Source organism: Acidobacteriota bacterium, from assembly GCA_039028635.1.
Lineage (GTDB): Bacteria > Acidobacteriota > Thermoanaerobaculia > Multivoradales > JBCCEF01 > JBCCEF01.
The window spans coordinates 1-12,413 of the sequence record JBCCHV010000062.1 but is presented as its reverse complement, the minus strand read 5'-3'; the positions used below and the strand labels follow the sequence as shown (position 1 = coordinate 12,413).

The following is a 12,413-nucleotide window of genomic DNA, read 5'->3' as shown; positions in this document are numbered from 1 at the left end:
GGATGATAATTTGCCGTCGTGAACGTCCTCTCGCCGCGGCTCGCTTCCTTTTCCCGAACCCTCGCGGCGGCAGTGACGACGGCGGTCGGTCCATGAAGCTCGGCATCCTGACCCGCAATCCCCACTGCTACAGCACTCGGCGCTTGGTGCAGGCGGCGCGGGCGCGCCGCCACGAGGTGCAACTACTCGATGTCCTCAAGCTGTCCATCTCGCTTGCCGAGGGCAAGCCGGACCTGCTGCTGCGCGGCGACTCCTTGGGGGATCTCGATGCCGTCATTCCGCGCATCGGAGCCTCCGTCACCTTCGTCGGCACGGCGGTGGTGCGGCAGCTCGAGCAGATGGGGGTCTACACCGCCAATCCCTCCCTCGGCATCTCGCGCTCGCGCGACAAGCTGCGCTCTCATCAGATCCTGAGCCGTCATCAGATCGGAATTCCGCGCACCGAGTTCGTTCACCGCGGGCGCGACATCCTGCCGGCCATCGAGCGCCTGGGTGGCGCACCGGTGGTGATCAAGCTGCTCGAAGGCACTCAGGGGGTGGGGGTGATCCTGGCCGAGACTCTGGAGGTCGCCCGGGCGATCATCGAGACGCTGCAGAGCAACGATCAGAAAGTCCTGATCCAGAAGTTCGTCGCCGAGAGTCGCGGGCGCGACGTGCGCGCTCTGGTGGTGGGGGACCGGGTGGTGGCGGCGATGCGCCGCTATGCCGCCGGCAGCGAGTTTCGGTCCAACCTGCACCGCGGCGGCAGTGCCGTCGCCATCGATCTCGACGAGGAGTACGCCGAGACCGCCGTGCGCGCTGCTCAGATCCTCGGCCTGCGGGTTGCCGGCGTCGACATGCTGGAGAGCGCCGACGGACCGCAGGTCGCCGAGGTCAACTCGTCTCCCGGCCTCCAGGGCATCGAGGTGACCTCGCGGATCGACGTCGCCGGCGCCATCCTCGAGTACGTCAGCGATCAGGTGCAGTTCCCGGATCTCGATATTCGCCAGCGGCTGACCGGAAGCCCCGGCTACGGCGTGGCCGAGCTGCCGGTGGCGGAAACCTCGCCCTTGGTGGGGCAGACCCTCGGCGACATCGGCTTGCGCGGTGCCGAGGTGACGGCCCTCACCGTCCAGCGTGGCAAGCGCCTGCTGGCTAACCCGGCGGACGACTTGGCGGTGGCCGCCGGAGATCGCATTCTCTGCTTCGGCCGTCTCGAGTCGATTCGGGCAATCCTGCCGCAGGCGGCTCCCGGGCCGCTGCAACCGCTCGCCGACCTGCCGCCGATGGACCATGAGGAGGAGCTCGAGTGAAGCGCCGACCCCTGGTGATCGCCGGCGAAAAGGTCGCCCTCGGCGAGCGCCGTGAGATCGAGTTGCCGGTGAGCGAGAGCTACAGCGGCGGCGATGTCCGGGTGCCGCTGCGGGTCGAGCGCGCCGAGCGGCCGGGGCCGACGGTGCTGGTGCTGGCGGCGATTCACGGTGACGAGCTCAACGGTACCGGCGTGGTGCGGCGATTGCTGATCGATCCGCCCTTCGAGCTCGAGGCCGGAAGCCTGATCCTGGTGCCGGTGGTCAATATCCTCGGCTTCGAGCGCCTGTCCCGCTACTTGCCGGACCGGCGCGATCTCAACCGCAGCTTTCCGGGATCGAAGTCCGGCAGCCTGGCGCGGCGGCTGGCGCGCCGCATCTTCGACCAGCTGGTGACGAAGAGCGACTACGCCCTCGACTTCCACACCGCGGCGGTGCGACGCACCAACTTCCCGAACGTGCGCGCCGACCTCGGTCAGGAGGAAGTGCGCCGGCTCGCCCGCGCCTTCGGCTGGCCCCTGGTGGTCGACCATCCGGGGCCCAAAGGCTCGTTGCGCCAGGCGGCCAGTGCACAGGGCTGTCCGACCATCTCGCTGGAGGCCGGCGAGGTGTGGAAGATCGAGGCCGGGGTGGTGGAGATCGGCGTGCGCGGCGTGCGCAACGTGCTGATCGATCTCGGCATGGTCGAGGGCCAGCGCCATGAGCCCGCCTACCGCGCCGAGACCACCGGCACCGCCTGGCTGCGCTCCGATGCCGGCGGCTTGCTGACCTTTCACGTCGCGCCCGGCGACGTCGTCGAGGCCGGCCAGCCGGTGGCCGCGGTGACCGACCTGATCGGGCGCGAGAAGTGGACCCTGAGCGCGGCTCGCGAGGGAGTCGTCCTGGGGCTCACCACCCTGCCGGCGGTCAAGCCCGGCGATCCGGTGTGCCACCTGGCCTACCCCCGCGATGGCATCGCGCCGATTCGACAATCCCTCGCCGGCCTCGAGGCCGACAGTCTGCACGAGCGACTGCGGGACGATCTCTCGGCCGGGGTCGCGGTCACCGTTCCGGACCCTGCTTGAGGCTACTTCTTTGCCGCCAGCTCCACCATCATGGCGGTGTACATCTCGAGGTTGAGGCGCAGCTGGTCTCGGGTGATGAACTCGTGCTCGGTGTGACCGGTGTAGGCCTTGCCGGGCATCGCCGGGCCGAAGTTGACGCCATTGGGGAGCAGGCGGGCATGGGTACCGCCGCCGATCGATAGCGGTTTCGGGTCTTGCTGGCCGGTATAGCTCTCGAAGATCGCCAGCAGGGTGTCCACCTGCGGGGCGCCTTCCGGAAAGTAGGGCTCACCGATCGAGGTCTCGATGGCGACCGGGATGGAGCTCTCCTCGCTCCAGGCCGCCACCGCCTGACGAACGCTGCGGTCGACTTCTTCATTGCTGCGTCCCACCGGGCGACGGATGTTGATGCCGAGGGTGGTCTGGTCATCGCGCTGCTCGAGGGTGGTCAGGGAGAGGGTCAGGGGACCCATGAACTCGTCACCGTAGGCGACGTCGCCGAAGTTCTCGGCTTCATTCCCCAAGCCGACGAGATCGTTGATCAGCCGGACGGTGCGTGCCGCCTGAGTTTCCGGCCAGGGAATGCCACCGAGGAGGGCGGCCAGATGGGTGATGGCGTTGACACCGTTCTCTGGAGTCGAGGAATGGGCCGCCTTGCCGCGGGCGATGATCTCGAGCTTGCCGGCGCTACCCTTGAGCTGGAACTCGACCTCTTTGCGGGTGCGCGCCCGGTCACCCAGGACGCCGACCAGGGCGGGTGCCGGATCGGCGATCACGGCGCGGGCGTCGGCCGGGATCTGCGACAGAAAGGCGCCGCCCTCGATGCTGAGCAGGCGCGGACCGCTGACCGCCACGGCGACCTCCGGCGGCGCCGCCGTCAGGTGCACCGAGCTCCAGCCCTTCTCGGCCACCACCACCGGATAGGCCGAGTCGATGACGACGTTGATTGCCGGCGGCTGCCAGGTCTCGAGCAGCTTCTGGAAGGGCGTCCAATCGGACTCCTCGGTATAGGCGATGACCAGCTCGACGCGCTTGGCGAGGGGAATCTCGAGATCCTTCAGAGTCTTGAGCGAATAGAGGGCGGTGGCGATCGGCCCCTTGTCGTCCTCGGCACCGCGGGCGATCAAGCGTCCCGGCTCGCTCTCGCGGTCGAGCACGAAGGGGCTCTTGGCCCACTTCGACGGGTCCGCCGGCTGGATGTCGCCGTGGGTCACGATGCCGATGCGATCGGCCGGCCCTTGGCCTTCTCCGAGGGCGATCACGACGGCGGCTCCGAGGTCCTGGAACTCGAGCCCGAGGGCCTTGGCCCGGGCCGCCAGGAACTCGGTCATGGCGTGGAACTCGGGATTGTCGGTGTTGGCCTGGTCCGGCGTCTTGAAGGTCTTGAAGGTCACCAGCTCGGCGAGCGTGTCCTCGACCGCTTGGGAGTAGTTCTGGCGCGCGTGATCGGAAGCCTTGCGGGCGCTGGCCGAGGGAACTTCGGCAGCGACCAGGGTCGCGGCAAGGAGACAGAGCAGGAAGATGAGGAGACTCTTGGGTGACATCGCGGTCCTCGCTAGGGATTGGGGGAGAGAGCCGGATTGTGGAAGTCGTCCGGCCCGATCGCCCTAGTCTACGCCGACTTGCCTCCAGGGTTGCCTTGGAGGATAGGATTCGCCCGGGAGGAAGCGATCATGGAGCGATCAGAAGCCTGGGAAACGGTTCAGGAGCACGTCGCCGACGGCGGCCTGCGGCGCCACATGGTGGCGGTGGAGGCGGCAATGCGGTTCTACGCCGAGAAGCTGGGAGGCGATCCGGAAGCCTGGGGACTGGCCGGCTTGCTGCACGACTTCGACTGGGAGATCCACCCGTCTCTAGAACGCCATCCGGCCGATGGGGCGCCGATTCTGCGCCAGCGCGGCTGTCCTGAAGAGGTGGTGCAGGCGATCCTCTCGCACAACACCGAGGGCACTGGCGTTGAGCGCCAGAAAGCGATGGATTTCGCCCTCTTGGCGAGCGACGAGATCACCGGTTTGATCATCGCCGCGGTTCTGGTGCGGCCCCACAAGGACGTTCGCCAGCTCAAGGTCAAGTCGGTGAAGAAGTCCTGGAAGGAAAAGAGCTTCGCCGCCGGCGTCGACCGCGAGCACGTGCGTCAGGCGACGGAGGACTTCAGCTCCGCCTGCTTCGACGGCAAGCTCGAGCTCTGGGAGCACGTCGGCAATGTGCTGACGGCGATGCAGGGGGCCGCCGAGCTGCTCGCGCTCGACGGCCGGGATGCGGCGGGCTGAGGGCGTTCAGCCCTTTTACTTGCTCTTTCCGGTGCCGTCGCCGGGGCGGTCGATCTCGAAGCTGATGCCGGCGCGGGCGCTGAACTCCTCATCGACTTCGCCGCGAAACTCCGGGTCGCTTGCCCAGACGATGCTGGCTTTGGCTGTCCACTCGGCAGAGAGTTTTTGACGAAGGGTGGCGGTCACCACCCAGCGATCATTGATCTCGGGATTGTCCGAGATGTCTTCGTAGCGCCCCTCGAGATCGAAGCGGGGTTGCCATTCGGCATTGTTCGATAGGAGCAGCTTGCAACCATAAGTAAGGGCCGCCGTTAGTTTCTCAGCGGCTGGACTCGAGAAGTCGATTTCGCGCTCATCGTCGACGAAACGGAATTCCTCGATGTCCTCGTACGAGGCAGTGAGCTTGAAGCGGTGGCCGCGCTCGACCCGATCCGGCCGTTTCAGGAAGTCGAGGCAGTCAGCGCTCTCGATCGATGATCCGCAGGCCCGCTCCAGAGAATTGAGATTGGCGAGGCCGATCTCCCAGTTGAGCTGGAGACCCCAGGCGGAAGGGCCGGCGCCATCGGCCCGCAGGTCGTAGCTCGCCGACAAGTAGCGCTGCGGCTGGTTGCTCAGCATGTCCTCGGCCTTTCCGAGGGTTGTGGCGATCAGCCGCTCGGTGGTATCGAGCTCTTGGACCATGGCAACGAAGGCTGCATTGAATTCGTCGGCCCGCTCAGGGATGTCCTCGGGTGTGAGTCTCATGGAAAGGTCACCTGTGAACAAGCTGGCGAAGTTTCGGCGCTTCGTGCCGACCTCCTCCAAGGTTCCCTCGATGACTCGGTCGAAGATCCCGTCGAGAGTGTCTTTGCGACGCTTCTCGAGGGCACTTTCGAAGCGTCCGACCTTGCCCTTCTTCTGGCTCACGAAGTTGTAGGTCAGCTCGAATCGTGCGTCGTCGAAGTCACCGATGTCCTTCGCCAGAGCCGCGACGAGATCGTCTCGTCCGTCCTCCGGCAGAGTCATGGCGAGCGGTCCCCAGACCTCTCCTTCCCGCAGGTTCCCGCTGAACGAAAACGGTGACGTTTCACCGAAGTTGTAGGCAAAGGACAGGCCACCCATCGAATCATCAATGTTTTCGAAGCCGAGATCGGCGAGGAACCGCGGCAGGAACGATCGCAGCGAGCTGGCGTCGCCCAAGCCGGTGGGTAGGTCGGCGTTTTCTTCGTCGTTGTCGTTCTTGAGAGCCTGCTCGGCGCCATTGAGCTCTTTCTCCAGGGCGGCGAGCTGCTGGTCGAGACAGCCGAGATAGGAGACGTCGGGGGAGCAGGGGTAGTCGGTGCCATCCTCTGCCGCCAGCGGCATGACGCAGCCCATCGCCAAGACGAAGGAGGTCAGAACCCGCGCCATCAGACTTCGTCCTCGGTGAACAAGAACATGCCGCGCAGGAAGCGGTCGCCGGCACTGCCCTCGATGGTCCAGGTGTACTCGCAGCGCCTCGCGCCGCCGGGGAGGATGGTCTGGGTGTGGAGGACGGCGGTGGCATCTTGCTCGAAGCGAAAACGCACTTCGGCGATGAAGTTGCACGGTGCCTCGAGCTCGACCGCGCCCTGGCGGTCGCTGCCATCGGGCCGATAGATGCGCTCGTGGCGCAGGCGCTGGTCGCCGTGGTCGTGATCGCCGTGGAGAATCTGGGCGTTGGCGCGGAATGCGCCGTCTGGGCCGGTGACCCAGATCTCGAAACGGGAGCCGTCGGGGAGGTCCCGACACTCTTCGAAGCGGTGGCTGGCCTCGGGCATCGTACGTACTCCTTCCTCATAGTGGTTCCTGAAATACGACTGAATCCACTGAGGACGACGGACCGTGCCGGCGAGTTTTCTGCGCTGGCGCCCGCCGAGGGCTGGCGCGGCACCTGGGCTCAATCCCAGGACATTGGCTCGGCGAGCCGCGGCAGGGTGGAGCTGCGCTGATGCTCGAAGATCAGTGCCGTCTCGATGTGGGCGACTTCCGAGCGGGTGGTGAAGGCGTCGAGGGCGAGGTCCCGCAGGTGGTCCGGGTCGCGCACCGCGACGTGGACCAGGAAGTCGTTGGCGCCGGTGAGGTGGTAGACGGCGACGACCTCCGCCAGGGCGAGGGCGTGGCGCCGGAAGCTGCCCACCAGATCCCGTGAGTGGCGCTGCAGGCGGACCGCGATCATCGCCTGCAGTCCGATCCCGAGGGCTTGCGGCGAGACCTCGGCGTGGAATCCCCGCAGGGCACCCTCCCGCTGTAGGCGGCGGACGCGCTCGAGACAGGTCGACGGCGCCAGCCCGACCCGCGCGGCCAGCTCCTTGTTGGTCATCCGTGCATTCTTCTGCAAGGCGGCGAGAAGCTCGAAGTCGATTCTGTCGAGACTGTGCATGGTATCGAATATCGAATTAAATTCGTTGGATCATCTTCTAGGTCGAACTACATTCTATCTTGGAGGTGCCATGAGAGAGAAAAAGCGCTTCCCCTCGTCTCGTTCCGCCTGGAGCCTCGCGACCGAAGCCGTCCACGCCGGTCGCAGCGACTTCGCTGCGCTCGGGGTGCATGCCCCGCCCCTCGACCTGTCCTCGACCTACCCGGTGGCGGACCTCGCCTCCGGAACCGCCAGCCTCGACTCTTTGGTCGCCGGCGGCGGACCCTGCGGTAGCTCCGTCTACTCGCGACTCCACAATCCCACCGTGGCGCGCTTCGAAGACGCCCTGGCGAGATTGGAAGGCGCCGAGGCGGCGGTGGCCTTCGCTTCCGGCATGGCGGCTCTGACGGCCTGCCTGATGTCCGTGACCGGTGGCGACGGCGGCGGTGATCGGCGTCATGTGGTGGCCTGTCGACCGCTCTATGGCGGCAGTGATCACCTGCTGAGCAGCGGGATGCTCGGCCTCGAGGTCACCTGGGCGGAGCCCGATCAGGTGGCCGAGGCGCTGCGCCCGGAGACCGCGTTGGTCCTGATCGAGACCCCCGCCAATCCCACCCTCGAGCTGATCGACATCGCCGCGGTGGTGCGCCAGGCCGGCGAGGTGCCGGTGCTGGTGGATTCGACCTTCGCCACACCGGTGTTGCAGCGCCCTCTCGAGCTGGGAGCCCGCTGGGTTCTGCACAGCGCCACCAAGTTTCTCGGCGGCCATGGCGACGTGCTCGCCGGCGCGGTGGCGACGGACGATGCCGGGGCCGCCGCGCTGCGCCAGGTTCGTCTGGTCACCGGCGGCGTGCTGCATCCGCTGGCCGCCTATCTGCTCCATCGTGGGCTGCAGACGCTGCCCTTGCGAGTGCGGGCCGCGCAGCAGGGAGCGCAGCTCTTGGCCGAGCGCCTGGCGGCCCATCCGGCGGTGGAGCGGGTCTGGTATCCGGGTTTGCCGGGTGGTGATCCCGCGGCTCTGGTGGGACGGCAGATGGCCGGCCCGGGGGCGATCTTCTCGTTCGCCCCGCGCGGAGGCTTTGCGGCGGCGGCCCGCCTGATGTCCGATCTCGAGCTGATGACGCCGGCGGTCAGCCTGGGCTCGACGGACACCTTGATTCAGCACCCGGCGGCTTTGACCCATCGCGTCGTGGCGGAAGAAGCGCGGCGTCGGGCCGGCATCCTGCCGGCGATGCTGCGCGTCTCCGTCGGCTTGGAGTCGCCGGAAGACCTGTGGCGAGACCTTGAAGTAGGGCTCGCCGCCGGCCGCTCGGCTACCGATCGCGTGGCGTAGGGCGGAGGGGTCGCGAAGGCTGGCTTCTCGGGCCGACGCGAGATAGCCTTCGCGGCCATGCGCCGCCGCCAACCGCCGGTCCCGACCCACAAGCTGCCCCGTGGCGATCGCCGCGGCATGGAGTTCGTCATGCGGCTGGCGCGGGCGCTGCACGTCTACGGCAGCCCGGCCCACATTCTCGAGGGGGCCCTCGAGCGAATTGCACAGCGCCTCGGGATCGAGGCGCAGTTCTTCGCCACGCCGACCTCCGTCTACGCCGCCTTCGGCTCCGGTCCGGAGCAGCGGCTGGTGCTCGAGCGCCTCGAGCCGGGGCGGGTCAATCTGGAGAAGCTGTCGCTCCTCGACGAGCTCCTCGACGGCGTGCTGGCGGGACGGGTGCCGATCGCGGAGCTGTCTTCACGGTTGCGGCGTATCGTCGAGCGGCCGCGGCGCTACGGTGGCCTGGTCACCGCCCTGGGCTACGCCGCCGCCTCGGGCTCGGCGGCGCGATTCTTCGGCGGTGGTTGGGGCGAGATGGCGGTGGCGACGGGGGTCGGCCTGGTGCTCGGCCTGCTGGCCAATCTCAGTGAGCGATCGGCCTCCCTGGGGCGCCTCTACGAGCCTCTGGCGGCGGCCCTGGCGGCGGCCCTCGCCGCCGTCGCCGCGGTGCTCACCGGCAGCCTGTCGGCCTTCGTGGTCATGCTGGCCGGTCTCATCGTGTTGATTCCCGGGCTCACCTTGACGGTGGCCATGCGAGAGCTCGCCACCGGCAATCTGGTGGCCGGCAGCTCGCGCCTCGCCGGCACCGTGGTGGTCTTCGTCACCATCGCCTTCGGCGTTGCCCTCGGGCGTCGCGCCATGGAGCTGCTCCTCGGGCCGCTGCCGGAGGTGCCGCCGGTGGTCTTGCCCTGGGGCGCCGACCTCTTCGCCCTGGCGGTGTCGGCCTGGGGACTGATGGTCCTCTTCCGAGCCCGGCCGCGGGACTATGTGTGGATTTTTCTCGCCGGTGCCCTGGCTCTCTACAGCGGCCGCGAAGGGGTGCGCCTGCTCGGTCCCGAGCTCGGCGCCCTGCAGGCGGCGCTGGCGGTGGGGCTGGCGAGCAACCTCTTCGCCCGTTTCCTGCGCCGGCCGGCGGCGGTCACTCAGGTCCCCGGCTTGATGCTGCTGGTGCCCGGCAGCGTCGGCTTCCGCAGCCTGGCGATGCTGCTCGAGGAGGACACCGTCATCGGAGTGCAAACGGCCTTTTCGATGCTGCTGGTGGCGACCGCCCTGGTCACCGGTCTGTTGCTCGCCAACGCCCTGCTACCGCCGAAGCGGACTCTCTGAAGCCAGGGAGCGCCGGCCGGAGGCCCTCAGCCCTCGTGAAAATAGTTCGCCGGCACCGGCGAACCGGCGGCGAGTTCGATGCGCGCCGCGCCGGGTAGGGGCTCGAAGGCCAGGTAGCTCTCTTCACGCAGACGGCAGGGCAGGCCCTGGGCGCCGTAGAACTCGACCAGCGACGGCAGGTTGCCGCGGGTGACGGCGCCGAAGGTGTCGAGGTCGCTGCGCAATGCCGGCCCCAGGGTCGGGTCGTCCTTGGCCCGGGCGATGACGCCGTTCATCGCTTCCACCTGCGGGTCGCGCTCGTGCAGCGGCCACAGGGGATAGCGATAGTTGGGCACCGAGAATCCGAACTCCCGCATCTCCAAGGCGTCTCCCTGGCGCTGCCAGGCGGTGTAGACCGCATGGCCGCCGGTCGGGCTGGTGTAGCCCTCGAAGATCAGACCGTCCGGGCGCACCTTGCGTCCCAGGGAGCGCAGCGCCACCATGCGCTCTTCGAGCGGGTAGTGGAGCAGGCAGTTGAAGCTCCACAGCACATCGAGGCCGGCATCGGCCAGCGGCAGCTCGAAGCCGCCCTGCGGGTTGATGTGGAAGGTCAGGCGCTGGTTGCTGCAGCTCTGACGCAGCCGCTCGGTGGGATGGCGAGTCACCTGCTCGCCGCCCTCGAAGGTGAAGGTGCCGTCGCCGTCGGCGGCACTCTGCGCCTGGGCGCGGTGCAGGATGGAGCGAAACTCCTGCTCCGTCTCACCCCAGCGCGACACCATGTCGTGGAGGATCTTCACGTCCGGACAGTAGACCGACATGATGTTCTCGTGCTCGTCGAACAGCGCGTAGTCGCCGTTGGGTCGCACGATCAGCCACTCGGGCTCGTAGAGGTCGAAGCCGTCGACGCGGCCGTGGCCGAAGTGCTCGGCGAGGTCGACGGTGGTGTAGGGCGGCTGCCCGGTGCCGAGATCGCCGATCTCGAGATCGGCGCCGGAGAGATCGTGCCAGGGGTTGGCGGCGAGAATCCGGATCAGGGTGTCGAGGCGGCCCCGCGCCGTGATGATCGGCTTGAAGAAAGGCTGATTGATGATCTCCAGCCAGTTGGCGAAGTGGACCGCCGTCTTGTGGTCGAAGGGCTCCGGCAGGGAACGGGCGGCAGCCAGGCTCTCGAAGGTCCGGCGCAGGTGGTGCTCCTGGACGATGCCCCTCTCGAGGGCCTGATGAAAGACCTCTCGGCCGCGGGCGTCGAGGTCGGCGAGGTCGAGGGCGGTGCGGGTCGCAGCGATCGTGGATTCCATGATGGACTTTCCGTTTCTCGAAGAGGGACGTTCCGTCCGATCGTCGGCGAGGGGGGCGAGGAAGGGCTTCTCCGAGATTGCCGAACCCCGGAAGTCGTGCCCAAGGTTTGCAAGCTAGGAGAAGCGAGGGAGCGCCGGATATGAGACAAACAGTGGCGTCTCAATCCAGTTTCGAGGGCCTTCCTTCCGCCGCGGGACGGTCCGCCCATCTCGTCTCCCGAGGAGGAGCTATGCGAGGAAATACCCGCATTGGGCTGCTCGTGCTGTCCTTCGTCCTGGCCGCGGTCTGGCCGGGGACAGCCGGCGCGCAAACCAACGAAGCCGATTTCATGCAGCAGGCGATCGCCACCTTCAACGGCACCTGGACCTTGGCGGAGCGCCTCAACCCCGATGGCTCACCCCATCGTCAGCCGCTGCAGGGAACCACCACCATCAGCCTGCAACCGTTTTTTTCGGAATTGCTCGGAGCCACCGCTCTGGGAACCATCAGCGCCCACGAATCGGGCGTGCTCGATCCCAAGTGCTCCAACTGCGGCCCTGCGGAGGCGCGGGGACGGCCTTTCAAGATCGAGTCCAACGGCACCTGGATGCTGACCATCGAGAAGCAGGGCGACACCTTCTTCATCGTCGGTGTCGAGGCGGTGACCCGGATCAAGGGCAACTACGCGCCCTACCTCGAGGGTCTGAACGCTCGCGTCAAGAGCAGCTACCAGTTCAGCAAGAAGGGGGTCAAGCGGGTCGCCACCGATCCTGACGCCAAGCTCCTGAACAAGGTCAATTTCGGGGATCTCATCGAGCTGCCGACCACCGATGCCGGCGACCCCGTTCCGTCGCACGAAACAGCGGACTCCTGTTGAAGCGTCGAATCCCTCGCCGTGAGCGGGGAAGAAATGATCATCATCTATACCCACGGAGCCTCCGATACCTGGGTGAAGAGCGCCGGCTGAAGCTCGGAGCTCGGAGCCAGATCGTCGCTCCGACGGGGGCCGGGTACCCGGCCCCCGTTCGTCGTGGACCCACCGCGGAGCAGCCTCACCGCCCCTCTGGACCGAACAGCAGGCTGCTGAGAACTCATCGGTAACCCGCTCCCGAGCCCGGCAGTGAAGCCGTGAGACGGGGCGAGCCCCTGCGCGGGTCGCCGAGAATCACACTTTTCGGGCCGGGCGCCCCTGAAACCAGCAGCTAGCAGGTTGCTGAAAAACTCATCGGCACCCTGCGTCCGGGCCCGAGAGGGCCCGGCGGCGGGGCAGCTGCCGCGACGGGAGAGGAGGCTCAAGAACCGCGCTTCTTGAGCCGGAGAGGGGCGCGTAGCCCCTCTCGGAAAAAACAGCTAGCAGCGCTGGAAAAGTCGCGAAGCGGACTTTTTCAGCAGCCTGCTAGCAGGTTGCTGAAAAACTCGTCGGCAACCTGCGACCGGGCCCAAGAGGGCCCGGCGGCGGGGCAGCTGCCGCGACGGGAGAGGAGGCTCAAGACACGCCCATCTTGAGCCGGAGTTGGGCGCGTAGCCCCGCTCGGACAAAACAGCTAGCAGCGGGGG

At 67.4% G+C, this 12,413-nt stretch carries 11 protein-coding genes; 6 read left to right on the top strand and 5 right to left on the bottom strand.

What is annotated here, in order from left to right:
- The first annotated feature begins 92 nt into the window (after positions 1 to 92).
- A complete protein-coding gene (locus AAF604_20500) occupies positions 93 to 1,292 on the top strand; it encodes a RimK family alpha-L-glutamate ligase (GenBank protein ID MEM7052061.1) in 1,200 nt (399 codons plus the stop codon).
- A complete protein-coding gene (locus AAF604_20495; GenBank protein ID MEM7052060.1) occupies positions 1,289 to 2,353 on the top strand; it encodes a succinylglutamate desuccinylase/aspartoacylase family protein in 1,065 nt (354 codons plus the stop codon). The genes AAF604_20500 and AAF604_20495 overlap by 4 nt, the downstream gene beginning before the upstream one ends.
- Before the next feature lie 2 nt (positions 2,354 to 2,355).
- On the opposite strand, the gene AAF604_20490 is transcribed toward AAF604_20495, so the two are convergent.
- The gene (locus AAF604_20490; protein ID MEM7052059.1) at positions 2,356 to 3,876 is read right to left on the bottom strand and encodes a dipeptidase; all 1,521 of its coding nucleotides are present in this window, start codon (positions 3,874 to 3,876) and stop codon (positions 2,356 to 2,358) included.
- A gap of 129 nt (positions 3,877 to 4,005) precedes the next feature.
- On the opposite strand from AAF604_20490, the gene AAF604_20485 reads away from it, so the two are divergent.
- Positions 4,006 to 4,602: an HDIG domain-containing metalloprotein gene (locus AAF604_20485; GenBank protein MEM7052058.1), complete on the top strand. Its 597-nt coding sequence runs from the start codon at positions 4,006 to 4,008 to the stop codon at positions 4,600 to 4,602.
- Between the two features lie 15 nt (positions 4,603 to 4,617).
- Here the strand turns inward: AAF604_20485 and AAF604_20480 are convergent, their stop codons facing one another.
- From AAF604_20480 to AAF604_20470, 3 genes are all read right to left on the bottom strand, one after another.
- A complete protein-coding gene (locus tag AAF604_20480) occupies positions 4,618 to 5,991 on the bottom strand; it encodes a hypothetical protein (GenBank protein MEM7052057.1) in 1,374 nt (457 codons plus the stop codon).
- On the bottom strand, positions 5,991 to 6,380 hold the full coding sequence (locus AAF604_20475) for a hypothetical protein (GenBank protein MEM7052056.1): 390 nt from the start codon (positions 6,378 to 6,380) through the stop codon (positions 5,991 to 5,993). Before AAF604_20475 ends, AAF604_20480 begins: the two co-directional genes overlap by 1 nt.
- Before the next feature lie 119 nt (positions 6,381 to 6,499).
- Positions 6,500 to 6,982: an Lrp/AsnC family transcriptional regulator gene (locus tag AAF604_20470; protein ID MEM7052055.1), complete on the bottom strand. Its 483-nt coding sequence runs from the start codon at positions 6,980 to 6,982 to the stop codon at positions 6,500 to 6,502.
- A gap of 70 nt (positions 6,983 to 7,052) precedes the next feature.
- On the opposite strand from AAF604_20470, the gene AAF604_20465 reads away from it, so the two are divergent.
- A complete protein-coding gene (locus AAF604_20465; GenBank protein ID MEM7052054.1) occupies positions 7,053 to 8,294 on the top strand; it encodes an aminotransferase class I/II-fold pyridoxal phosphate-dependent enzyme in 1,242 nt (413 codons plus the stop codon).
- Between the two features lie 57 nt (positions 8,295 to 8,351).
- Positions 8,352 to 9,599 carry a threonine/serine exporter family protein gene (locus tag AAF604_20460; protein MEM7052053.1) on the top strand — a complete coding sequence of 416 codons (1,248 nt, stop codon included), beginning with the start codon at positions 8,352 to 8,354 and terminating at the stop codon, positions 9,597 to 9,599.
- A gap of 26 nt (positions 9,600 to 9,625) precedes the next feature.
- Here AAF604_20460 and AAF604_20455 read toward each other — a convergent pair whose 3' ends face one another.
- On the bottom strand, positions 9,626 to 10,876 hold the full coding sequence (locus AAF604_20455; protein MEM7052052.1) for a hypothetical protein: 1,251 nt from the start codon (positions 10,874 to 10,876) through the stop codon (positions 9,626 to 9,628).
- Positions 10,877 to 11,106: 230 nt separating this feature from the next.
- Here AAF604_20455 and AAF604_20450 point away from each other — a divergent pair, with 230 nt between their 5' ends.
- Complete coding sequence (locus tag AAF604_20450; GenBank protein MEM7052051.1) at positions 11,107 to 11,733, top strand: hypothetical protein; 627 nt, start codon at positions 11,107 to 11,109, stop codon at positions 11,731 to 11,733.
- Positions 11,734 to 12,413: the final 680 nt, after the last annotated feature.

Bases quoted from the DNA above. Each gene is read 5' to 3' on its own strand.
- AAF604_20500 (MEM7052061.1), top strand. From the start codon at position 93: ATGAAGCTCGGCATCCTGACCCGCAATCCCCACTGCTACAGCACTCGG.
- AAF604_20490 (MEM7052059.1), bottom strand. From the start codon at position 3,876: ATGTCACCCAAGAGTCTCCTCATCTTCCTGCTCTGTCTCCTTGCCGCG.
- AAF604_20485 (MEM7052058.1), top strand. From the start codon at position 4,006: ATGGAGCGATCAGAAGCCTGGGAAACGGTTCAGGAGCACGTCGCCGAC.
- AAF604_20480 (MEM7052057.1), bottom strand. From the start codon at position 5,991: ATGGCGCGGGTTCTGACCTCCTTCGTCTTGGCGATGGGCTGCGTCATG.
- AAF604_20475 (MEM7052056.1), bottom strand. From the start codon at position 6,380: ATGCCCGAGGCCAGCCACCGCTTCGAAGAGTGTCGGGACCTCCCCGAC.
- AAF604_20470 (MEM7052055.1), bottom strand. From the start codon at position 6,982: ATGCACAGTCTCGACAGAATCGACTTCGAGCTTCTCGCCGCCTTGCAG.
- AAF604_20465 (MEM7052054.1), top strand. From the start codon at position 7,053: ATGAGAGAGAAAAAGCGCTTCCCCTCGTCTCGTTCCGCCTGGAGCCTC.
- AAF604_20460 (MEM7052053.1), top strand. From the start codon at position 8,352: ATGCGCCGCCGCCAACCGCCGGTCCCGACCCACAAGCTGCCCCGTGGC.
- AAF604_20455 (MEM7052052.1), bottom strand. From the start codon at position 10,876: ATGGAATCCACGATCGCTGCGACCCGCACCGCCCTCGACCTCGCCGAC.
- AAF604_20450 (MEM7052051.1), top strand. From the start codon at position 11,107: ATGCGAGGAAATACCCGCATTGGGCTGCTCGTGCTGTCCTTCGTCCTG.